Origin of the sequence: Bacillus sp. JS, from assembly GCF_000259365.1 — a bacterium.
GTDB classification, from domain to species: Bacteria; Bacillota; Bacilli; order Bacillales; family Bacillaceae; genus Bacillus; species Bacillus stercoris.
Window position 1 is genome coordinate 2,772,063 of the sequence record NC_017743.1, and the last position, 23,114, is coordinate 2,795,176.

Below are 23,114 nucleotides of genomic sequence, written 5' to 3' on the forward strand. Positions count from 1 at the left end.
TCCTCCCTCAAAAGGGCGTCAAGAAAACGCGTACATAAATTATAATTTTCCGAATTGATTAGTTGATTGAAAAATTTTATTTTATCAATATATATTTCTCACTTAATTTTTCATAAGAATTACAGGATCATTCTGTAATCCTCCCCCCTGTTTGAGCTATAATATACGCAGGAGAGAGGGGAGACAGATATGAAGTCTAAATTTGAAGCATCTATTGACAACCTAAAAGAAATTGAAATGAACGCCTATGCCTACGAACTAATACGAGAGATCGTTCTCCCAGATATGCTTGGCCAAGATTACTCTTCCATGATGTATTGGGCAGGAAAACATCTCGCCCGTAAGTTTCCTCTTGAATCATGGGAGGAATTTCCGGCCTTCTTTGAAGAAGCGGGCTGGGGAACCCTCACCAACGTAAGCGCTAAAAAACAGGAGCTTGAATTTGAACTTGAAGGGCCGATCATTTCCAACCGGCTTAAACATCAGAAAGAACCTTGCTTTCAGCTGGAAGCTGGTTTTATCGCTGAACAAATTCAATTGATGAATGATCAGATTGCCGAATCATATGAACAAGTGAAAAAGAGAGCCGATAAAGTGGTTCTGACTGTGAAATGGGATATGAAAGACCCAGTGTAATCAAAAAGGCGGTGACTGCATAGTCCCGCCTTTTTGATTGTCATTACACAGCTGAAGGGTGTTTTGAAAGCTCAAATGCATCGTGAAGCGATTCGACTGCTTTCACCATATCGTTTTCGCTTACGACGGTTGACACTTTGATTTCAGATGTGCTGACCATTTTAATTAAAATGTTTTTTTGCGCCAGTACAGCAAACATTTCAGCCGCTACACCGGGATTTGAGACCATGCCTGATCCGACAATGGATACTTTGGCCAATTTACTTTCTGTCTCGATTTTCTCGAATTCCAGCGCGTCTTTATACTCTTCAAGCACCGCAACGGTTTGGTCTGCATCTTCTGTTTTGACAGAGAAGGAAATTCCAGTCTTGTCCTCGGCCTGCGTTTGGATAATGATATCCACGTTTATGTTTCTTTTGGCAAGTGTCGTAAAAATAGTAGACAAAGTTGTCAGGCCGCTAGTCAGCCCGTAAATGGTTACCCTTGTGATTTGATCTTCAAATGCAATGCCTCTGACAATTAAGTTCTGTTCCATGGATGATTCCTCCTCAATTAATGTACCCGCTTCGGTTTCTGTACTTGAACGCACTTCTAACGGCACTTGGTAATTTTTCGCGAACTCAACAGCTCTCGGATGAAGAACGCCGGCGCCTAAATTGGCAAGCTCAAGCATTTCATCGTATGAGATGCCGGCAAGTTTTCTCGCTGATTTCACATAGCGCGGATCGGTTGTAAACACGCCGGGCACGTCTGTATATATGTCACATTTATCAGCTTTTAAAGCGGCAGCCAAAGCTACTGCTGTTGTATCTGAACCGCCACGGCCCAATGTCGTAATTTCACAATCCTCTGTCATGCCTTGAAATCCTGCAACAATGACGATTTTTCCTTCTTCAAGCCGGTCTGCTAAAACCGATGTGTCGATATCTGTAATTCTGGCGTTTCCGTGAACGGCCTCCGTACGGATTCCCGCCTGCCAGCCAGTATAAGACACGGCGTCATAGCCTTTTTCCTGCAATGCCATTGAGAGGAGTGAAATCGTGACCTGTTCGCCTGTCGCCAGCAGCATGTCCATTTCGCGTTTGCTCGGCTGGTCAGAAATGGCTTTTGCAAGGCTGACCAGTTCGTCAGTGGATTTTCCCATAGCTGACACGACAACAACGACTTGATGGCCTTTCTGTTTTTCTGCAATCGCGCGGTTTGCCGCATTTTGAATTTTTTCGACTGAGCCGACGGAAGTACCTCCGAATTTTTGTACAATAAGACCCATGTATTACCACCCTTTACATTTTGGTTCGTGCGGGTGAGGAGAAAGAGCGCTTTGTCCACAATAAAAAAAGCAATGAGAGGAATACTCTCATTGCTTATCAATTAATCATCATGAATGATTATGAACAACGAGATAGCCCTCCAAGAAAATGATTTCTTGACAGCCTTACATTTATTCAATGCACGGCCAGCAAATAATACCGATGGGGTTTTATTTGCTTCGGCGACGCTCCCCTTTCAGCCTTTTTCACAGAATCCATCTTTCTCCAAAGGCATACTCTTGAAGTTCGCACCTCTATCTTCACCATATAACACGATCTAACTATGAAATTAGTTCACATTTTATCAGATCTTATTGAAAAGGACAACATTATTTTTGCAATTTATCGTAAAGGAGCTGAGCCGCCGCAGCGGGAACACCCGCTTTTTTGATGTCCTCAAGGCTTGCTTCCTTCATTTTTTTAACGGAACCGAAATGCTTTAACAGCATTTTCTTTCTTTTCTCTCCGATACCCGGGATATCATCCAATACGGATTGAAACGCGCTTTTCCCGCGGATTTGCCTGTGAAAACTGATTGCAAAACGGTGCACCTCGTCCTGAATGCGCTGCAGGAGGTAAAATTCCTGGCTGTTTCGCTCCAGATACACCACCTCCAGCGGCTCCCCGATCAGTAAGTTTGAGGTTCTGTGCTTTTCGTCTTTCGCTAAACCGGCGATCGGGATATCCAAGCCGAGTTCATTTTCAATGACATCCCTTGCAGCGTTGATCTGCCCTTTTCCTCCGTCAATGATGATCAGATCAGGCAGCGGCAGATTTTCACGAAGCACTCTCGTGTAGCGTCTTCTGACGACCTCTCTCATAGAACCGTAATCATCCGGTCCTGTAACGGTTTTGATTTTATATTTGCGGTATTCCTTTTTGTACGGTTTGCCGTCGATAAACACGATCATCGCGGAAACCGGGTTTGTCCCCTGTATGTTTGAGTTATCAAACGCTTCAATTCTGTGCGGCGTATAAATATTCAATGCCTCACCGAGTTTCTGCACAGCCCCGATTGAACGCTCCTCGTCCCGTTCGATTAAGGAGAATTTTTCTTTCAGTGCAATTTTCGCATTTTTATGGGCCAGCATGAGCAGTTCTTTTTTCTGGCCCTTCTTCGGCTGGTGAACGTTTGTTTCCAGCAGCTGCTCGATCATGGATTGATCTACGCTGTCCGGAACTAAAATCTCCTTCGGAAGGAAGTGGTTGTTTTTTGAATAGAACTGTCCGATGAATGTAAGGAACTCTTCATCCGCTTCCTGATAAAGCGGGAACATGCTGACATCGCGCTCAATGAGCTTCCCTTGGCGGATGAAAAAGACCTGCACGCACATCCAGCCCTTGTCATATGCGTACGCAAACACGTCCCGGTCGACTAGATCGTTCATCGTCATTTTTTGTTTTTCCATCGTTGATTCAATATGGGCGATCTGGTCACGAAGCTCTTTTGCCCGTTCAAACTCAAGATTCTCAGCGGCTTCGTGCATTTTATCTTCGAGCTCTTTTTTGACCTCATTATAGCCGCCCCTTAAGAAACGGGTAATGCTTTCAACCAGCTCTCTGTTCGTCTCTTCGGAAATGTCCTTTACGCACGGAGCAAGACATTGGCCCAGATGATAGTAAAGGCACACTCTGTCCGGCAGCTTGGAGCATTTTCTGAGAGGGTACAGACGGTCGAGCAATTTTTTTGTTTCCCTTGCTGCCTGTACATTCGGGTACGGCCCAAAATATCGCCCTTTGTCTTTTTTGACATTGCGGGTGACAATCAGCCTTGGGTGGCGTTCATGGGTGAGTTTTATGAAAGGATAGGTTTTGTCGTCTTTGAGCATGACGTTGTATTTCGGATCATGCTTTTTGATCAGATTCATTTCTAAAATAAGCGCTTCAAGATTGGAGGACGTCACGATATATTCAAAATCCTCGATTTCCGTCACAAGCCTTTGGGTTTTCGCGTCGTGAGAACCGGTGAAGTAGGAGCGCACTCTGTTTTTCAGCACCTTTGCTTTTCCTACATAGATCACAGTCTGCTGCCGGTCCTTCATGAGATAACAACCCGGTTGATCGGGAAGGAGGGCGAGTTTTTCTTTCAGTTGTTTGTTCATATGGTACCCTTCCTTATACTTAATCCTTTGTTTCCAGTTTAACACGAACGTTTGTTTTTCTCTAGGATTCACAATTGGCGAATAAAAAAAGCGATCCCTCAATCGGAATCGCTCTGGCATGTAAGCAGCCGAAAATTAAAGATGTTTGTTTACAAGCTCTTGAAGCGCTTCTTTCGGTTTGAAACCGACTGAAGTTTCAACTACTTCTCCGTCTTTTAAGATAAGAAGTGTCGGGATGCTCATAACGCCGTATTTTCCAGCTGTTTCTTGGTTTTCGTCTACATCGATTTTTACGATTTTCAGTTTATCTCCCATTTCTTGATCCAGTTCTTCAAGAACAGGTGCAATCATTTTACAAGGTCCGCACCAAGGAGCCCAGAAGTCTGCCAGTACGACGCCTTCGCTTGTTTCAGCTGAGAAAGATTGATCAGTTGCTTTTACGATAGCCATTATTGAATTCCTCCAATGTGAAATGATGATTTTTAGTATAGCATCTCCCATTCGTTCACGCTATCTTAATGCTTACAAATTATTTTTTCCTGATCATAACCGGTTTACTCATTTTTATCCGGGTTGAATGGGATGTGTCACTTTTATTAAAACACGAATCTGATAATGGCACCGATTACTACAATAGCCCCGATAATCATTAGAATAGTACGAAGCATGGGATAACATCTCCTCTTCACTGTCATGTACTTTACCATGCCCTTTTAATACTGTTTTAAAACATGAAAAAACGCCGGCACAAAGCGCCGGCGCTCTCGCGCGATTATGAATCAGCATGCAGCGTAAGCAAGACGACTGACATTGGCGGGAGTTTTACTTTCAGTTTGTTTTTGCTGAGCGTGTATTGTCTGAACGCTTCCGGTTTGACGTGATGAGGATCGTCAAATGTGTTATGTGCATTCATTTTTTCTGCCGTAAGAATGACTCCGGAATGGTCCGCTGCCTTGTGTAAGCCTCTCAGCTCGATCTCAGCCTCTGCTTGGTTTTGGTGATCGATGTTGCAAATCGTGATATTGATATCGCCTCCAGCTTGTTTTGACGCTGAAATGCTGATTTGCGGGAGCGTTTCACCCTTCCATTCATAGTCGGCACACAATACCTCTGTATCTAAAAGAGAAGCATCCTGGTGCACCTTAAACATATCAAACACATGATACGTCGGTGTCAAAAGCATCCGCTCTCCCTCAGTCAAAATCATCGCTTGAAGAACGTTTACTGTTTGAGCGATGTTGGTCATTTGCACCCGGCGGCAATGCTGATGGAAAATGTGAAAATGAGAAGCCGCCACCAGTGCATCACGTATGGTGTTTTGCTGATAAAGGAAACCTGGATTCGTGCCTGGCTCAGGATCAAACCACGTGCCCCATTCATCAATAATCAGCCCGACCCGCTGCTCCGGATCGTACCGGTCCATAATCGTGCCGTGTTTTTGAATCAATTCATCGATGTATTTGGCTTTTTTCATTGTAATGAACCATTCATCCTCCGTGAATTCTGTGGCTGATCCTTTGCCCTTCCAGAAATCGCCCGGAATCGTGTAATAATGAAGACTCAACCCGTCCATCAGGCCAGCGGCTTTTTTCATAAGCACGTCCGTCCAGTTAAAATCATCGACATTTGCGCCGCCTGCAATTTTATAAATTTCATTCCCGCTGTAATTGCGGACATAAGTCTGAAAACAGCGGTACAGATCTGCGTAGTATTCGGGATGCATGTTGCCGCCGCAGCCCCAGTTTTCATTGCCTACGCCAAAATATTTCAGCTTCCAAGGCTCTTCTCTTCCATTTTGTTTTCTCCAGTCTGACATGGGCGTGCCTTCTTCAAATGTCATGTACTCAATCCATTCCGCCATTTCCTGAACGGTTCCGCTTCCGACATTGCCGCAAATATATGGCTCGCATTCAAGCAGCCCGCAAAGCATCATAAATTCATGCGTTCCGAATTCATTTGATTCAATTGTACCGCCCCAGTGAGTGTTAAGCATTGTTTTACGGTCACCGACACCGTTTGCCCAATGGTATTCGTCCGCAAAACACCCGCCCGGCCACCTGAGGACAGGAATATGCAGCTGTTTGAGCGCTTCCAGCACGTCCTTTCGTATTCCGTTGATATTGGGAATGTCTGAGTCCGTCCCGACCCATATCCCCTCATAAATCCCTCTTCCTAAATGCTCAGCAAAATGACCGTATATATTTTTGTTAATGGTTCCTTTTACGATATCTGTTTGAATCACAGCTTGATGTTCAGACATGCCTCTGATCATTCCTTTCATACGAATATGAAAAGCACCACAGTCAAATATGTGATCTGTCGTTTGCCTGAGGAGTCAGCATGAATGTAAGCGCTTTTAAAGTAACCATATTATATATGTTCGTACATGTCAACGATATTTTCTATCTTATTTATATTTGTACGTATGTATTTATAAATTTAAAAACCCGGACTTTAAAAGTCCGGGTTTTCCTTTATGAGTGTATATTCAACTGTTTGAATTCCTCAGTTAATAACGGGACGACTTCAAATAAATCTCCGACAATGCCGTAATCGGCTATTTTAAAGATGTCGGCTTCAGGGTCTTTATTGATGGCGACGATCACCTTGCTGTTTGACATGCCGGCCAAATGCTGAATGGCGCCGGAAATGCCGCATGCAATGTACAAATCCGGGGTGACGACTTTCCCGGTCTGCCCGATTTGGAGAGCGTAATCGCAATAATCAGCGTCACATGCACCGCGAGAAGCCCCGACTGCGGCTCCCAGGACCTCAGCAAGCTCCTCCAGCGGCTGAAATCCTTCCTTGCTTTTGACTCCGCGGCCGCCCGCAACGATAATTTTCGCTTCAGAAAGATCAACACCGTCGGCTGTTTTTTTCACGACCTCTTGGATCACGGTACGGAGATCAGTTAGAGAAACATCAACGCTTTCGATGCTTCCCGACCTGCTGGTGTCTTTTTCTAAAGCTTGAATGTTATTAGGGCGAATCGTTGCAACAATCATCGGATCGGTGGAAATGACCCTTTCAAAAGCTTTCCCCGAGTAAATCGGGCGTGTGAACACAACATTCCCTCCGGTAACGCTTACATCTGTAGCATCAGAAATTAAGCCTGTTTGCAGCCGGGCAGCAAGCTTCGGCGAAAGGTCCTTCCCCATTGCCGTATGCCCGAATATGACTGAATCAGGCTTTTCTTGCTCAATCACACCTCTCATGACCTGGCTGTATCCGTCTGCCGTGTATGATTTCAGCTTCGGATCCTCGGCTGTGAGAACTTTATCTGCTCCGTAATGAATAAGTTCTTGTGCAATGCTTTGTACATTTTCGCCGATCAGAACACCGATAACTTCTCCATCGCCTGAAATGGTCCTTCCTGCAGCTATTGCTTCAAAGGTGACATTTCGTAATTCTCCGTCGCGTATTTCTCCGAGTACGATCACTTTTTTTCCCATTCTAACATCCCCCTGTTTCTTTGAATGTCCAAGCTTTAAATGACTTTAGCTTCGCTGCGGAGCAATGAGACAAGCTCTTTTGCCTGTTCGGCAGGCTCTCCCTGCAGAAGCTTCCCGGCTTCTTTTTTCGGCGGCAGAAAACGTTCAATGGTTTTCAGCTTTGGTTCGGCGTCCTCCTCGTCCAGGTCAAGATCATCAAGCTCAAGCTCTTCAAGCGGCTTTTTCTTAGCCTTCATAATTCCCGGAAGTGATGGATAGCGCGGCTCGTTTAAGCCCTGCTGAGCTGTGACAAGCAATGGAAGCGTCGTTTTGATTTTTTCAACATCCCCTTCGACATCCCTTTCTGCTTCTGCATCAGTTCCGTTGATGTCGAGTTTGGTGATCGTAGTGATACACGGAATGTCCAGGAGCTCGGCAAGCCTAGGCGCCACTTGTCCTGAGCCTCCGTCAATGGCAACATTTCCGCCGAGAATCAAGTCAAACTCCTGATCCTTCATATAATGGTATAACACTTGAGAAATGGAGTATTGGTCGGGTTCTTCGAGATCATCTTCTATGTTGATTAAAACGGCTTGGTCACATCCCATGGCAAGCGCAGTACGCAACTCTTTCTCCGCTTCTTCACCGCCGACCGTGACTGCGGTGATCGAACCGCCGTGCTTTTCCTTCAGCTGGATGGCTTCTTCTATCGCGTACTCATCATATGGATTAATGATCCATTCCGCTCCGTCATCCTGAATCTTTCCTGCTTCAATGACGATTTTTTCCTCTGTGTCAAACGTCCGTTTCATCAGTACAAATAGATTCATGATCATATCCCCTTTTATTCGCCTTTGAATTGAGGCTTTCTTTTTTCGAGAAATGCCTGGATGCCTTCCTTGGCGTCCTCTGACTCAAATGCTTCCCCAAATCGTTTTGCTTCAAGCTTTAAGCTTCCTTCGTAGGAATACACCTTGTTGGAATAAAGAAGCTCAAGCAAAGACGCAAGCGTTTGCGGGCTTTTCTCTGCAAACTTAGCGGCAAGTGCTTTTGCTTTTTCAAGCACTTCTGCCTCATCTTTTGCTCCAATTGAGACAAGTCCGAGATCAAGCGCTTCTTTTCCGGATATCGGTTCTCCTGAGCCGATGAGCTCTAGTGCCTTGGCTGTACCGACATATTTCGGAAGACGCTGTGTTCCTGCAAAACCCGGGATGATACCAAGGTTAAGCTCTGGGAGCCCCAGCTTAGCATCTTCTGCCGCGATTCTGATGTGACAGGCCATTGCAAGCTCCAGCCCGCCTCCGAGAGCAGCGCCGTGAATCGCTGCGATAATCGGTTTTGGAAAGCTTTCGATTCTCTCCATTAACTGCTGGCCGCGCTCAGCGAGCAATGAGGAATCCTCATTGCCTTTAAACGATGTGAATTCTTTAATATCAGCGCCGGCTGAGAAAAATCTTCCCTCGCCGTGAATGATAATGCTTCGTACGCCTGCATCTGTCTCACATTGATCAAGACAGGAAGACAGCTCTTCTAATATCTGGCTGGAAAGCGCGTTTGCCGGCGGATTGTGAATCGTCAAGATTGCCACAAATTGATCCACCGTAAGTGAAATTGCATTCATAGGACAGAACTCCTTTACTTATTGTGAATTCCGGATACCAATAATTCTAAAACGCTGTTTGAAAGCGCAACAAGATCGTACTTTTGGTCATTCATCACCCAAGTTGTCACGGTTTCGTCAATCGTTCCAAAAATCATCTGCCGGGCGAGGCGGACATCGAGGCCTTCTTTTATTTCGCCTGATTGTATGCCTTCCGTCAAAATGCCATCTAAAATATTTAAGTAGCCTTTTAATATTTCGTTGATTTTCTGGCGCAGCTCCAAGTTGGATTGGCGTAGTTCAAGCTGAGTGACAATCGCGAGATTATGGTCACCTGCTAAAAGGGAAAAATGCTTTGAAATCACAAGCGCCAATTTCTCCTTCGCTGTTGTTTTTTCTTTAATGTCCTCTTCCATCCGCTCAATAAATTGGCCCATTTTTTCTTTGAAAAGAGAAATTAAAATATCTTCTTTGTTTTTAAAATAGAGATAGATGGTGCCGTCCGCTACTCCGGCTTGTTTGGCAATTTTGGATACCTGTGACTGGTGGTAGCCGTTTTCCGCAATGACTTCTACTGCTGCATCAATAATCTGCATATACTTTGGCCGTTTTTGCTTCAATGTTCATCGTTCCTTCCTATAGAAATGAATGACTATTCATTCATAATCATGATAAGAAGGATTTTCGGGTTTGTCAAGTTTATTCATAGGCGTTCTTTTTTATTTGATATGATGATTTTCCGCTTCTTCTTCAAGTAAACGCCTTCTTAAAATTTTTCCGACCGCCGTTTTCGGCAGCTCTTTTCTGAACTCATAGGCTTTGGGCACCTTGTATGGCGCCAGTCGGGATCTCGCAAAGGCGTCCAGTTCTTCTGCATCGGCATTTGCGCCTTTCTTTAATACGACAAATGCTTTTACTGTTTCTCCCCTGTAGGAGTCGGGCACACCTGCGACGACAATTTCCTGGACGGCTTCATGTTCATAAAGCGCTTCTTCTACTTCACGCGGGTAAATATTGTAACCTCCGGCAATGATGATATCCTTTTTCCTGTCAGCAATATAGAAAAAACCTTCTTCATCCATATAGCCCATGTCCCCGGTGAACAGCCAGCCATCTCTCAGAACAGCGGCGGTTTCCTCTGGTTTGTTCCAATATCCTTTCATGACCTGCGGACCTTTTACAATGATTTCTCCATGCTCATACGGAGCGGCAAGCTCACCCGTCTCTTCAGAATAGATCGCGGCGTCCGTACTCGGCCAAGGACAGCCGATACTGCCCGGCTTGTTTTTCCCCCAGATAAAGTTGGCGTGCGTCACTGGGGATGCCTCTGACAAACCATAGCCTTCCACAAGTTTTCCGCCAGTCACCTTTTCAAATTTCTGCTTTACCTCCACAGGGAGCGCGGCTGATCCGCTAAGACAGCTTTTAATGGATGACAGATCATAATGCTGCAATTCGGGGTGATGCAAAAGGCCAATGTAAATTGTCGGTGCCCCTGGAAAGAGCGTCGGTCTGTGTTTGTCGATGATTTTAAGTGTTTCAAGCGGATCAAACTTAGGAAGAAGAATCATTTCGAAGCCTAGTTTAATCGAATAGTTCATGACTGCCGTCAGTCCGTAGACATGAAAAAACGGGACAATGCCCAGCACTTTTTCAGCGCCTTCCTTCACATCGAACATCCAAGCGGCGCACATTTCAGTATTGGCCAAAATATTTTGGTGCGTAAGCATGACCCCTTTGGGATCTCCGGTTGTTCCCCCGGTATACTGGAGGACAGCGATATCATGCTCAGGATCGATCTTCGGGATTGTCAGGAGTTCAGTTTTTTCCTGCTTCAAACTGGAAGCGAACGTGTGAATGTTAGCTGTTTTGTCAAAGTCGATATGAACTTTTTGTTTTTGTGTGAGCGGATAAAGAATATTTTTCGGAAAAGGCAAATAGTCTTTTACGCTGGTGATCAAAATCTGTTCGACTATTGATAACGTTTTCATTTTTATTGCCTTCGGGAAAAGCAAATCTAAGGTGATGATCACACTTACTGCAGCGTCTCTGAGCTGATATTCAAGCTCATGCTCGGTATAAAGCGGGTTCGTCTGCACCACGATGCCGCCAGCAAACAAGACACCATAATAAGAAATCACTGTTTGTGGGCAATTGGGCAGCATAACAGCCACTCTGTCTCCTTTTTGCAGGCCATTGTACTGCAAAAAAGCTGCGAGTTTAAGAGCATCCGTCAGAATGTCATGAAAGGTGAGTTTTTTTCCATAAAAAGATATTGCGGTTTTGTCAGGGAATCGTGCGGCGGAGTCTGTCAGGATGGATTGCAGGGTTTTATTCGGCAACGGAAGCTCATGCGGGATATCGTCGGGATACTCGGCAAGCCACGGCTTTTTAGACTGCATAAAACCTCCCCCTTTCGATTTTAGAGTTCCACCCTATCATTATAGCAGATGGACGGCAAAAAAAAGAAAAAGAAAGGTAAATCTTTCTTTTTCTCGTCATACGAACAGATATATAAGGCCAATTAACAAAAAGATTCCCGCCGCGGCGAGCAGTACTTTTGCAAGCTTTTCCATCTATTCTCCGTCCCCTTATATTCCGGCTGCCACCACAAATGAAAGCCCGACAGAAATGACAAATGAAATAAAGCCGACAGCCCGGTTATCATTTTCGATTTCCTTATCAATTTTAAACCGCGGAGTCAAAAACTCAAAAATAAAATAGCTTAAAAGAAGCATAACAAATCCGTAAACGCCCCAGCCTATCATTTGCAGCAGCGAATTGTGCTGGGAGATGGAATGCTGGAATACGTTTGCGATTCCTAAAATTTTTCCGCCGGTTGCCATTGCCACCGCAAGATTTCCTTTTTGAATCTCTTCCCAGTTTTTATAAGCCGTCACCAGCTCAAACACAGTCAAAAAGAGGACGAGGCAGAGAACCGCGACACTGTAATACGCCGCGATTTCCACAAGCTCGTTTTCCCAAAAATCACTCATGGCCATACTCCCTTTTATTTTAGTTCAACAACCGTAACGCCTGATCCTCCCTCACCTGCTTCACCGAAACGGGAGCTTTTGACGCTGCGGTGGTTCTTCAGAAGATCCTGCACGCCTTTTCTTAAAGCGCCGGTTCCTTTTCCGTGGATGATTGACACTCTAGGATATCCGGCTAACACTGCATCGTCCAAATATTTTTCAACACGGCTGAGGGCATTTTCATAGCGTTCGCCTCGAAGATCAAGCTCAAGCGATACATGATAATCCTTTCCCTTGACCGCCGTAATGATTTTTTCTTTTTTTGGCTCCGGAGCTGATTTGATAAACTCCAGATCTTTTTCCTTTACTTTCATTTTTAATATGCCGATTTGTACATTCCATTCATTGCCGCCGGTTTTTTCAAGCAATGTCCCTTTTTGCCCGAAGGTGAGAACTTTCACCTCATCACCTGGCTTGAAGTCACGTTTTTGCGTTTTCGTTTTTTCCGGTTTTTTGGACTTTTCAAAGGTAGGAACTGCGCCTTCTAACCGTTTCTTCGCGTTGATCAGCTCATGATCCTTGAAGGATTTGTGTTCTTCTTTTATGGAGCGCAATTCATGAATAATATCTTCGGCTTCTTTCATTGCCGCTTTTACTTTATCAGCCGCTTGCTGTTCAGCCTCCTCGAGCATTTTGTCTTTTTTGCTGTTAAGCTCGATGATTTGCTGCTGCAGCTCTTTGTGCAGTTTTTCCGCTTCTTTTCTGATTGATTCTGTCTCGGAAAGCTCTTCTTCCGCACGTTTTTTGCTTTGTTCCAGCGACGCAATCATTGTATCAACTTCGTTATGCTCGGCCGTCATTTCTGACTTCGCCTGCCCGATGATATGGTCTGGAAGTCCAAGGCGTTTTGAAATTTCGAAAGCGTTGCTTCGTCCCGGCACACCAATTAAAAGTTTATAGGTCGGTGACAGCGTTTCGATGTCAAATTCAACGCTCGCATTCATGACGCCTTCTCTGTTATAGCCGTACGCCTTCAATTCCGGATAATGCGTCGTAGCTAACACTCGTGCATTGGTGCGATGCACGTCATCCAGGATGCTCATGGCGAGGGCCGCCCCTTCCTGCGGATCTGTCCCTGCACCAAGTTCATCGAAAAGCACAAGGCTGTTTTCATTGACCTGTTCTAAAATGCCGACAATGTTCACCATATGGGATGAGAACGTACTTAAGCTTTGCTCAATCGACTGTTCATCACCGATATCAGCGAATACGTGCTCAAATACCGCCGCTTCTGACCCTTCATCTGCCGGGATATGAAGACCTGATTGTGCCATTAAGGTTAACAGGCCTAACGTTTTAAGGGTGACTGTTTTCCCCCCGGTGTTTGGCCCTGTAATGACAATGGTTGAAAAATCGCCGCCAAGCTCAATGTCATTGGCAACAACCTGATCAGGCGGAAGCAATGGATGGCGGGCTTTTTTTAAACGAATAAAGCCGGTGTCGTTCATCATCGGTTTTGTCGCTTTGACCGCTTTTGCATATCTTGCTTTTGCAAAAATAAAGTCAAGCGTCTGCAACACTTGCAAATCTAGAAATAGCTCTTCTGTATGCTCTGCCGTTTTCTCTGTCAGCACACGCAAAATCCGTTCGATTTCTTGCTTTTCTTTCACTTTTGCCTGCTGAAGGGAATTGTTCATATCTACAATTGCCTGCGGTTCAATGAATAGTGTTGCGCCGGAGGACGAAGTATCATGCACAATTCCGCCGTAGCTTGATCTGTACTCCTGTTTGACCGGGATTACAAAGCGGTCATTCCGAATCGTAACAATCGTATCAGACAGCATTTTTGAAGCAGAAGAGGAACGCAGCATTGACTCTAACCGGTCTCTGATTCTCGATTCGAGTGTTCTGAGCTGCGTGCGGATTCCTCTCAATTTTTCCGATGCATGATCAAGCACTTCTCCGTGATCATCGATGCAGGAATTAATGTCCCGTTCTAAATCGGACAGCGTGATAAGCTGTTCAGCGTGCTGATGGATCAGCGGAATGTCAACACCGTCTTCAGCCATTTGGGTGATAAAATGTTTCATTTGTTTAACTGCATAAAGCAGGCCAGAGATTTCAGTGAATTCTGAAGGACTGAGAACGCTGCCGATTTCCGCTCGTCTTAATGCTCCTCTGATATCAACAAGACCGCCAAACGGCGCTCGGCCTCTCAGCCGGATAATGGCAGAAGCTTCGTCTACTTCATCCAGCTGTTTTTTGATTTCGTCTATAGAAGCAGAAGGCTTAAGCTGAAGAAGCATTTCTTTTCCGAGCGATGAAGCGGCATGCTCAATAACCTGTTCTTTCACTTTATGAAATTCAAGAGCTGATAATACTTTTTGCTGCACGATTGTGTGAGCCTCCTTACTTAATCGTTGCGCTTCAGGAATGCCTCTACGTCTTCAAGCGACCGGGCATTCAGAACGTTTTTCGTTTCCGTCCATCCTTTGCGCGCGGCAGTAACGCCAGTTTTCATATCGTCTAACATCTCAATATTATGGGCATCAGTATTAATCACCAATGTAACCCCTTGTTCGTTTGCTTTCAGTAAATGCTCTGTGCGCAGATCGAGGCGCGCAGGGTTAGCGTTGAGTTCAAGCGCCGTATTTGTTTTTTTCGCAAGATCAATCAGCTTATCAATATCGATTTCATAACCGGCCCGTCTGCCGATCAGGCGTCCGGTCGGGTGTGCGATAATGTCAACATGTTTGTTTGTCAGTGCCGTCTCAAGCCGCTTCATAATCACGTGTTCCGGCTGATTAAAACTTGAGTGAATCGATGCAATAACGATATCCATTTCCGCCAGCACATCGTCATCATAATCGAGCGTACCGTCAGGCAGGATATCCATCTCGACACCTTTTAAGATACGGAAGTTTTCGAACTCAGCATTCAGCGCGTCAATTTCTTTTGCCTGCTGTTTAAGTCTTTCTGCAGTAAGCCCGTTGGCGACCTTTAAATATTGTGAGTGATCGGTGATCGCCATGTATTGATAGCCTTTTTTGATGCATGCTTCAGCCATCTCTCTGATCGAAAACGCACCGTCGCTCCACGTTGAGTGCATGTGGAGATCTCCCTTGATTTGCCCGGGCTCTATCAGCTCAATGCTATCGCTGTAGGTTTCCACTTCCTGCCCGCTTTCACGGAGCTCCGGCGGAATCAGCGGCAGGCCGAAGTGCGCATAAAATTCACGTTCGCTCGGAAATGTTTTGATCTCTCCGGTTTCAACTGTCTCAACGCCGTATTCACTTATCCGCTCGCCGCGTTCTTTTGCGATTTGGCGCATCTTAATGTTGTGATCCTTTGATCCCGTAAAATGATGGAGTGTTGTCGGAAACTGCTCTTCCGTCACAAGACGGAAATCGACGCTCGTTTCATATTCAAAGGAAAGGATGACGGACACCTTCGTATCTCCGCTCGCGATCACGCTTTTGATGTTTGGCAGTGCAAGAAGCTGTTCCCTTACTTCAGCCGGCTGATCTGTAGCAATGATATAGTCCAAATCCTTCACCGTTTCCCGCGCTCTGCGAAGACTTCCGGCACGAGAAAATTTGATGATATGCGTAAATTGAGAAAGATGCTCCTCAATATCCCGCGCGATCCGGAGGGCATATCCGATCGGGAACCGCTCAGGCTGCTTTCCGGCTTCTCCGAGCGCCTGTAATATTTTTTCTTCTGATTTTTTGCCAAAACCCGCAAGGCCTTGCACTTTTTGCTGTTCACAGGCTTCCTTCAGAGATTCTGCATCATGTACGCCGAGCTCTTTATACAGCTTTGCGATTTTTTTACCGCCGAGCCCCGGCAGCTTCAATAAAGGCACGAGTCCTTCCGGCACTTCTTTCTGCAACGATTCGAGCGTGCTTGATTTTCCTTCATCTATATACTCCTTAATGACGCTGTACGTTCCTTTTCCAATGCCGGACAGCGACATCATATCGTCCATTTCAGATAAGCTTCGGTCGTCCTGTTCCAGGGCTGCCGCTGCTTTTCGGAATGCGGACACTTTAAACGGGTTGTCCCCCTTTAGTTCCATATAGACTGCAATGGTTTCAAGCAGCCGGATAATATCTTTTTTATGCATACAATAACCCCCAGACGTTCACATATGTTTCCATCATACTCGAAAAAAACTTCTCCGGACAAGAGAAGTTTTTTATGCCCCGTACTGTGTCCACAGCTCTTCTAAAAGCCCTGACAAGTACGGTGTATGGTTAATGATCACATTTGCGAGAGACGATTGCCCCATCATTTGCTGCAACGCATCTACCGGCAGAACGGATGCGACATACAACAGCACAAATGTAAATAAATAGACTTCTAGAAAACCGAGAACGGCGCCCAGCAACTGGTTGATTTGTTTGATCACCGGAATGCCGGCGACAATACTCAAGAACGAGCCGATGATTCTCAGTAAGATTTTAGCGATGATAAATAAAACGATAAACGCAATCGCATTATAATAGGCCGCTTCTAAATTTCCCGTAAAAAAAGAAAGAGCCGGCTGTCCCGCTGAAAAGTCGGGTGCGGGAATCCACTTTAAATGCGGCGCCACATTTTTATAGAATAAAGCCGCAAAGGCGATCGATAAAATAAAGCTCGTCAAGCGGATAAACTGCAGGATAAAACCGCGTTTTAACCCCAGTAAAGTCCCCATCAGGAGCAAGATTAAGATGATGATATCCAGCATAGTTGTTCAATCCTTTTCTTTAAGCTGACGCTCCAGTTTTTCACATTTCTCTTGTAACTTAACATAATCGTGCACCACATTTACCGCTGTCAGCACTGCAAGTTTATTTATATCAAGGTATGGATTTTTTTCATTGATTTCTCTCATTTTATCATCAACAATTCCGGCGACATACCTCATATGGGCTCTGCTTTCTTCACCGACAATCGTGAAGTGCTGGCCGTAAATGTCAACGGTTGTTTTTGTTTTTTTGCCGTCAGACAACGTTTCTCCTCCATTCCGCGAGAATCCTAGTTCTTATCATAACACGTTTATTAAATGAATGGAAAGACGAGCCTCCCGCTGTTATGATACACTGGTATATACAGTGAAAAGTGTAAAAAAAGGAGATTATTACGTGTCCCATTCAGTGATAAAAGTATCGTTGTCTGCTATTGACCAAATGAAAATGACGTACAGCGGTTCGCTTACCGCCTCTGTTCCGCAGGGAGCCGTTTTTCAGGCGAAACCGCCCGGCTGTACCATTACAGCATATCAATCAGGCAAGGTCCTGTTTCAAGGCAAAAACGCAGCGGCAGAATCCGCGCGCTGGGGAACAGCTGAGCCTCAGGAAAAGAAGAAACCGGCCAAAAAGCCGGCTGATCCACGCTATGCCCCTCCGGCAGATATCGCCGGCATGTCTGTTATCGGCTCTGACGAAGTCGGAACCGGAGATTACTTTGGTCCAATGACAGTTGTATGCGCGTACGTCGACAAAACCATGCTCCCTTTAATGAAGGAACTCGGTGTGAAAGATTCTAAGGATCTAAAGGATCCACAGATCATCGAGATTGCCCGAAACCTGATTAAAACCATTCCGTACAGCCTGCTGGTGTTAAAGAATGAAAAGTATAACAGCATGCAGGAAAAAGGCATGAGCCAAGGGAAAATGAAAGCATTGCTGCACAATCAGGCGATCACCCATTTATTAAGGAAAATGGATGGAATAAAGCCTGAGGCCATTTTGATTGACCAATTCGCTGAGCCAGGCGTCTACTTCAATCATTTAAAGGGTAGAGACATTGTGAAGGAGCGGACCTATTTTAGCACAAAAGCTGAAGGTATTCACCTGGCTGTCGCCGCTGCTTCAATCATTGCAAGATATTCATTTTTAATGGAAATGGATAAACTATCACGCGAGGCAGGAATGACGCTGCCGAAAGGAGCCGGTCCGCACGTCGATGAAGCGGCAGCCAAGCTGATCCTCAAAAAAGGGGCATCCGCACTCAGAGCCTTTACAAAACTCCATTTCGCCAATACGCAAAAAGCGCAGCGCCTTGCTGATAAAAAACGTTCATAGAAAAAAGCTTGCAGATTTCTCTGCAAGCTTTTTTTATCAGCCTCTTAAAACAGCTTGATATGTGTCTTCTAACGCCTTCAGCACTTTACTGTGCGCTTTTGTCACTTCTTCTTCAGTCAGTGTTTGTTCAGGGTTAACATACTGGAGTGAGAAAGCGACTGACTTCTTGCCTTCCTCCATATGCTCTCCTTCGTATACGTCAAATACGGTTACCTCTTTCAGAAGCTTGCCGCCGGCCTCTTTAATGACGCTCTCGAGCTGGCCGCTTGTGACGGTTTTATCTGTTACAAGAGCGATATCACGTGTCACAGACGGATATTTCGGAATCGCCGTGTAAACAAGCGGTGCTGTTTCTGCTGCAAGTAACGCATGAAGATCAATCTCAAATACGTATGTTTCCTTTATATCCAGTTCTTTTTCCAATGAAGGGTGGACTTGGCCGATGAAGCCGATCAGAGAGCCATTCAGTAAAATGTTCGCTGTTCTGCCCGGGTGCAGCTGTTTGCGTTCAGACTGTACAAATTCAATGCTGTCTAGGACGTTGAGTTTGTCTAACAGCCCTTCGACAATACCTTTGACAACAAAGAAATCAACTGGTTTCTTCTCACCCTGCCATAGCTGCTTGCGCCATAATCCGGTAACAGCTCCTGCCACACGTTCTGTTTCAACAGGTTTTGTGTCCTCTTCCTTCGTCAGGAAAACGGAGCCGACTTCGTACAGTGCAACTGAGTCAGTCTGTCTCGCGAGGTTGTAAGAAACAGAATCAAGCAGATTCGGAACAAGACTGTGTCTGAGAATGCTTCTTTCTTCACTCATAGGAAGCGCAAGCACAGTGTTCAGTGATTTTTCAATCGCAAACGCTGCCGCTTTCTTCTCATTTGTCAATGAGTAAGTGATGGCTTGGGATAAGCCTGCGCCTTCAAGGAAACGTCTGACTTTACGGCGTTTTGCCTGATATGGCGTTAATCCGCCTGTTGTTCCCGCTGTCTCAGGAAGCGTAGACGGAATGTTATCGTAGCCGTACAGCCTTGCCGCTTCTTCGATTAAATCCTCTTCTATTGTAATGTCGCCGCGGCGTGATGGGATGGTCACAACGAGAAGATCATCCGCTTCACCAACCGTAAAACCGAGACGTTTATAAATGCTGATCAGTTCTTCTTTGCTGATCGTCATGCCTAGAACGCTGCTCACTTTGTCAGCAGATACATGAATGTTATTTGCTTCGATTGTCAGGTGATCTTCCTCAACCGTTCCAGCAAGCACCTCACCGCCGGCATACAGATGGATCAGCTGTGCAGCCCGTTCTGCTGCAAGGCGTACGCGCGCAGGATCAATTCCTTTTTCAAACCTTACGCTTGATTCACTTCTCAAACCAAGGTCCTTGGAAGCCTTGCGAACCGTCTGCCCGTTGAAATAAGCAGCCTCAAGCAAAATCGTTTTCGTCTCTTCCTGAACCTCTGACTCTGCTCCTCCCATGACACCGGCAACGGCCTGCGCTTTCGTTCCGTTTGTAATGACAAGGTGATCGGCAGACAGCTTACGTTCTTGATCATCAAGAGTGACGATCATTTCATTCTCAGCTGCTTTTCTTACTACGACTTCCTTAGAGCCAAATCTGTCATAATCAAACGCGTGAAGCGGCTGTCCGTATTCCAACAGGACAAAGTTTGTGATGTCAACAACGTTGTTGTGCGGACGAATGCCTGCATTCATCAGCTTTGTTTGCATCCAAAGCGGTGACGGAGCAATCGTGACATTTTTAATGATTTTTGCAGCATACAGCGGGTTCGCTTCTTGATCTTCGATTTTGACAGCAATGTAATCAGACGCTTGTTCTGAAACAGCCGGGTAATCACTTTGCGGAAGCTTTACCTCAGTGTCTAAAATCGCCGCAACCTCGTAAGCAACACCAAGCATGTTCATGGCATCCGCGCGGTTTGGTGTTAAGCCAAGCTCAAGAATCGCGTCGTCAAGCTGTAAAGCCGCTAAAGCATCGCTTCCTGTTTCAGCGTCATTCGGGAATACGAAAATGCCTTCCGCATACTCCTTCGCCACAAGTTTGCTTTCAATCCCAAGCTCCTGTAAAGAACAGATCATGCCGTTTGATTCTTCACCGCGAAGCTTGGCTTTTTTGATTTTGAAATTGCCCGGCAGCACCGCTCCGACTGTTGCAACTGCGACTTTTTGTCCCTTATCCACATTCGGCGCGCCGCAAATGATTTGTACAGGGGCTTCCGCTCCGATATCCACAAGGCACTTATTCAGCTTATCAGCATTCGGGTGCTGCTCGCGCTCCAGCACATGGCCGATGACAACGCCTTTGATGCCTTCTCCTTTGTATTCAATTCCTTCAACCTCAATACCGGCTCTTGTAATTTTTTCAGCAAGAACAGCCGGGTCCATGCCTTTTAAATCAACATAATCCTCTAACCATTTATAAGAAACAAACATCCTTGCATCCTCCTCTTACGCCTGTTTAAACTGCGAAATAAATCTGACATCGTTTGTATAGAAATGGCGGATATCATCAATGCCGTATTTCAGCATCGCGATGCGCTCAACACCCATTCCGAATGCGAAGCCCTGATATTCCTTCGGGTCAAAGCCAGCCATTTTAAGCACATTCGGGTGAACCATGCCGGCGCCGAGGATTTCGATCCAGCCTGTTCCTTTACATACTGAGCAGCCGTTTCCACCGCATTTAAAGCATGTCACATCCACTTCTACTGAAGGCTCAGTAAACGGGAAGAAGCTTGGGCGGAGTCTGATTTCGCGGTCTTGCCCGAACATTTTTTTCGCAACGAGTTCAAGCGTTCCTTTTAAATCACTCATGCTGATGTTTTTGTCAACGACAAGCCCTTCAATTTGCATAAATTGATGAGAGTGCGTCGCGTCATCGTTATCACGGCGATAAACTTTACCCGGGCAAATGATTTTAACAGGCCCTTTGCCTTCATGCTTTTCCATCGTCCGTGTTTGGACAGGAGAAGTTTGCGTTCTCATCAAAGTTTCCTCTGTGATGTAAAAGCTGTCCTGCATATCGCGCGCAGGGTGTTCTTTTGGCAGGTTGAGCGATTCGAAATTGTAGTAATCCGTTTCAACCTCTGGCCCTTCCTCGACTGTGTAGCCCATCCCGATAAATAAATCTTCAATTTCTTCAATGACAACAGTGAGCGGATGGCGGCCGCCGACTGCAACAGGATTCCCAGGCAGCGTGACGTCAATTGTCTGTCCCGCAAGCTTCTGCTTCATTTCCTCTTCTTCAAGCTTCTCGTTTTTGTCAGCAATCGCATTGGCGATACGCTCTCTTACTTCGTTCGCGAGCGCGCCCATTTTCGGACGTTCCTCAGCAGAAAGTTTGCCCATGCCGCGCAGCACTTCTGTAATCGGCCCTTTTTTTCCGAGATATTGCACCCGAATATCATTGACAACCTTTAATGAGCTTGCCGCTTCTACTTGTTCTAAAGCTTCTTGTTCCAGCTGTTTTAGCTTTTCTTCCATTTTGCATCCTCCTTTTATGTAAACAAACCGTCATATGTCTTTGGAAAACAAAAAAAACCCGCCCCTTATACAAGGGACGAGTTGTGGCCGCGGTACCACCCTTATTTCAGACAGACTGATGCTGTCGTCAGCTTCATTGACATAACGGAATCAGATTCCGGTTCACCTTTACGCGCTGTGTGGCGCGGTCCCGGCGACAACTCAAGAGGTGAAGCCAACTTCCGGCTGCGTTAAAAATGCTCTCAGTCAGCGGCATTTTCTCCCTGGAAAGCAGTTGATCAGAAATTGAGGTCCTCTGTCACGGTTTTTGAAATATTATGTTCTATTATAGAGAAATCCAACGCTTGACGCAACACTATCCTCGCAAGTGATACACGAGGATGGCAGCCGCAACTGCAACGTTTAGTGATTCAGCCTGTCCGTAAAGCGGCACGTACAGGTTCAAATCCGTTTTTTCCAGCAATGCAGCATCCACCCCTGCGCCTTCATTTCCTACAATGAGCGCAAAGGATTCAGACTGAGGGATCTCCCGGTAAGGCGCTCCGTTTTGCAGCGCCGTGCCGTACACTTTTACGCCCTCTGCCTTCAATTCGTCCACATATGACTGCAGGTTTTTTCTCACAACAGGAATATGAAAGTGAGATCCTTGCGCAGACCGCAGTGTTTTTCCGTTAAAGGCGTCGGCCGTGCCGTCACCGAGTACAACTGCATCCAAACCGGCCGCATCAGCCGTTCGAATCATTGTGCCTAGGTTTCCCGGATCTTGAACGGCATCAATCAGCAGCATCTTACGTGCCGTTGCCAGCTGTTCTTCAGGCATATGGCATACGGCGGCAATCTGCTGCGGCGTTTCGGTTTCAGTCACAGCTGAAAACGCATCTTCGCTCAGCACATAGCACTGGATACCCGCCTCAAGATCTGAAGGAATCTTTGTTTCATCCTTTACAAGAATTTCTTTCACCGTACCCGGGCTTTTCAGCGCCTCTTCAACGAGGTGTTCTCCCTCTATCAGAAATGTATTTGTTTTTGTTCGTTCTTTTTTTGTGTGAAGCTTTTTCCAATCCTTCACTTTTTGGTTTTTTGCTGATTCTATATGTTTCACTGTCTGTGTGGCGCTCCTTTTTTTAACATGATGTTATTATATCGCAAGAACAGCACATAATAAACCAGGTGCAGGGTTAGAATATACGTATTACATTTTAGGAAAAGGAGCGTTTTACATGGATCTTAATTTACGTCATGCCGTCATTGCCAACGTAACCGGCAATAATCAGGAACAGCTTGAGCATACAATTGTAGATGCGATTCAAAGCGGTGAAGAAAAAATGCTTCCAGGGCTCGGCGTTTTATTTGAAGTCATTTGGCAGCACGCATCCGAAAGTGAGAAAAACGAAATGCTGAAAACGCTTGAAGGCGGATTAAAACCTGCCCAATAAGACATGAAACCGGGTGACTGCGCCCGGTTTTTTTCTTATATAATAAAAACAT

20 protein-coding genes, 1 pseudogene and 1 riboswitch are annotated in these 23,114 nt (G+C 45.6%); of the genes and pseudogenes, 4 read left to right on the forward strand and 17 right to left on the reverse strand.

Translation table 11 applies throughout. The features are described 5' to 3' along the window. The first annotated feature begins 189 nt into the window (after positions 1–189). Positions 190–636, forward strand: coding sequence for a YslB family protein (locus tag MY9_RS14105; protein ID WP_003222508.1), 447 nt, complete (start codon positions 190–192; stop codon positions 634–636). A gap of 43 nt (positions 637–679) precedes the next feature. Here MY9_RS14105 and MY9_RS14110 read toward each other — a convergent pair whose 3' ends face one another. The 14 genes from MY9_RS14110 to zapA form a co-directional block, all read right to left on the reverse strand. Continuing rightward, on the reverse strand, positions 680–1,906 hold the full coding sequence (locus MY9_RS14110) for an aspartate kinase (RefSeq protein ID WP_014664888.1): 1,227 nt from the start codon (positions 1,904–1,906) through the stop codon (positions 680–682). A gap of 125 nt (positions 1,907–2,031) precedes the next feature. Further along, a riboswitch (Lysine riboswitch) is annotated at positions 2,032–2,211 on the reverse strand. A 64-nt stretch (positions 2,212–2,275) separates the two neighbouring features. Beyond that, positions 2,276–4,048, reverse strand: coding sequence for an excinuclease ABC subunit UvrC (uvrC, locus tag MY9_RS14115; protein WP_014664889.1), 1,773 nt, complete (start codon positions 4,046–4,048; stop codon positions 2,276–2,278). Between the two features lie 135 nt (positions 4,049–4,183). Then, the gene (gene trxA, locus MY9_RS14120; RefSeq protein ID WP_014664890.1) at positions 4,184–4,498 is read right to left on the reverse strand and encodes a thioredoxin; all 315 of its coding nucleotides are present in this window, start codon (positions 4,496–4,498) and stop codon (positions 4,184–4,186) included. 322 nt (positions 4,499–4,820) lie between these two features. Beyond that, complete coding sequence (gene abfB, locus MY9_RS14125) at positions 4,821–6,308, reverse strand: alpha-L-arabinofuranosidase AbfB (RefSeq protein WP_041521526.1); 1,488 nt, start codon at positions 6,306–6,308, stop codon at positions 4,821–4,823. Between the two features lie 214 nt (positions 6,309–6,522). Continuing rightward, positions 6,523–7,500 carry an electron transfer flavoprotein subunit alpha gene (gene etfA, locus MY9_RS14130; protein ID WP_014664892.1) on the reverse strand — a complete coding sequence of 326 codons (978 nt, stop codon included), beginning with the start codon at positions 7,498–7,500 and terminating at the stop codon, positions 6,523–6,525. A 35-nt stretch (positions 7,501–7,535) separates the two neighbouring features. Continuing rightward, a complete protein-coding gene (gene etfB / locus MY9_RS14135) occupies positions 7,536–8,309 on the reverse strand; it encodes an electron transfer flavoprotein subunit beta (protein ID WP_014664893.1) in 774 nt (257 codons plus the stop codon). A gap of 14 nt (positions 8,310–8,323) precedes the next feature. Then, entirely contained in the window at positions 8,324–9,100 is a 777-nt protein-coding gene (locus MY9_RS14140; protein ID WP_014664894.1) for an enoyl-CoA hydratase, read from the reverse strand. 14 nt (positions 9,101–9,114) lie between these two features. Then, a complete protein-coding gene (fadR, locus tag MY9_RS14145) occupies positions 9,115–9,699 on the reverse strand; it encodes a fatty acid metabolism transcriptional regulator FadR (protein ID WP_040082234.1) in 585 nt (194 codons plus the stop codon). Positions 9,700–9,798: 99 nt separating this feature from the next. Further along, on the reverse strand, positions 9,799–11,481 hold the full coding sequence (gene lcfA, locus MY9_RS14150; protein WP_014664896.1) for a long-chain-fatty-acid--CoA ligase LcfA: 1,683 nt from the start codon (positions 11,479–11,481) through the stop codon (positions 9,799–9,801). Between the two features lie 189 nt (positions 11,482–11,670). Continuing rightward, entirely contained in the window at positions 11,671–12,075 is a 405-nt protein-coding gene (locus MY9_RS14155; protein WP_003222485.1) for a DUF350 domain-containing protein, read from the reverse strand. Positions 12,076–12,089: 14 nt separating this feature from the next. Then, the gene (locus MY9_RS14160; protein WP_014664897.1) at positions 12,090–14,447 is read right to left on the reverse strand and encodes an endonuclease MutS2; all 2,358 of its coding nucleotides are present in this window, start codon (positions 14,445–14,447) and stop codon (positions 12,090–12,092) included. 20 nt (positions 14,448–14,467) lie between these two features. Continuing rightward, the gene (gene polX / locus MY9_RS14165; RefSeq protein WP_014664898.1) at positions 14,468–16,180 is read right to left on the reverse strand and encodes a DNA polymerase/3'-5' exonuclease PolX; all 1,713 of its coding nucleotides are present in this window, start codon (positions 16,178–16,180) and stop codon (positions 14,468–14,470) included. Between the two features lie 72 nt (positions 16,181–16,252). Continuing rightward, a complete protein-coding gene (locus tag MY9_RS14170; RefSeq protein WP_014664899.1) occupies positions 16,253–16,786 on the reverse strand; it encodes a CvpA family protein in 534 nt (177 codons plus the stop codon). 6 nt (positions 16,787–16,792) lie between these two features. Next, positions 16,793–17,050: a cell division protein ZapA gene (gene zapA / locus MY9_RS14175; protein ID WP_003229534.1), complete on the reverse strand. Its 258-nt coding sequence runs from the start codon at positions 17,048–17,050 to the stop codon at positions 16,793–16,795. Positions 17,051–17,183: 133 nt separating this feature from the next. Here zapA and rnhC point away from each other — a divergent pair, with 133 nt between their 5' ends. Further along, positions 17,184–18,125 carry a ribonuclease HIII gene (rnhC, locus tag MY9_RS14180; RefSeq protein WP_014664900.1) on the forward strand — a complete coding sequence of 314 codons (942 nt, stop codon included), beginning with the start codon at positions 17,184–17,186 and terminating at the stop codon, positions 18,123–18,125. A 36-nt stretch (positions 18,126–18,161) separates the two neighbouring features. Here the strand turns inward: rnhC and pheT are convergent, their stop codons facing one another. Both pheT and pheS read right to left on the reverse strand, forming a co-directional pair. Beyond that, complete coding sequence (pheT, locus tag MY9_RS14185) at positions 18,162–20,576, reverse strand: phenylalanine--tRNA ligase subunit beta (RefSeq protein ID WP_014664901.1); 2,415 nt, start codon at positions 20,574–20,576, stop codon at positions 18,162–18,164. A gap of 15 nt (positions 20,577–20,591) precedes the next feature. Next, positions 20,592–21,626, reverse strand: a complete 1,035-nt coding sequence (gene pheS, locus MY9_RS14190) for a phenylalanine--tRNA ligase subunit alpha (RefSeq protein ID WP_004398818.1) — start codon at positions 21,624–21,626, stop codon at positions 20,592–20,594. An 81-nt stretch (positions 21,627–21,707) separates the two neighbouring features. Here pheS and MY9_RS21275 point away from each other — a divergent pair. Beyond that, positions 21,708–21,915: pseudogene (locus MY9_RS21275) on the forward strand (hypothetical protein). Positions 21,916–21,981: 66 nt separating this feature from the next. Here MY9_RS21275 and MY9_RS14195 read toward each other — a convergent pair. After that, entirely contained in the window at positions 21,982–22,728 is a 747-nt protein-coding gene (locus MY9_RS14195; protein WP_014664902.1) for a TrmH family RNA methyltransferase, read from the reverse strand. A 118-nt stretch (positions 22,729–22,846) separates the two neighbouring features. Between MY9_RS14195 and sspI the strand changes: the two genes are divergently transcribed. Then, on the forward strand, positions 22,847–23,062 hold the full coding sequence (sspI, locus tag MY9_RS14200; protein ID WP_003222464.1) for a small acid-soluble spore protein SspI: 216 nt from the start codon (positions 22,847–22,849) through the stop codon (positions 23,060–23,062). Positions 23,063–23,114: the final 52 nt, after the last annotated feature.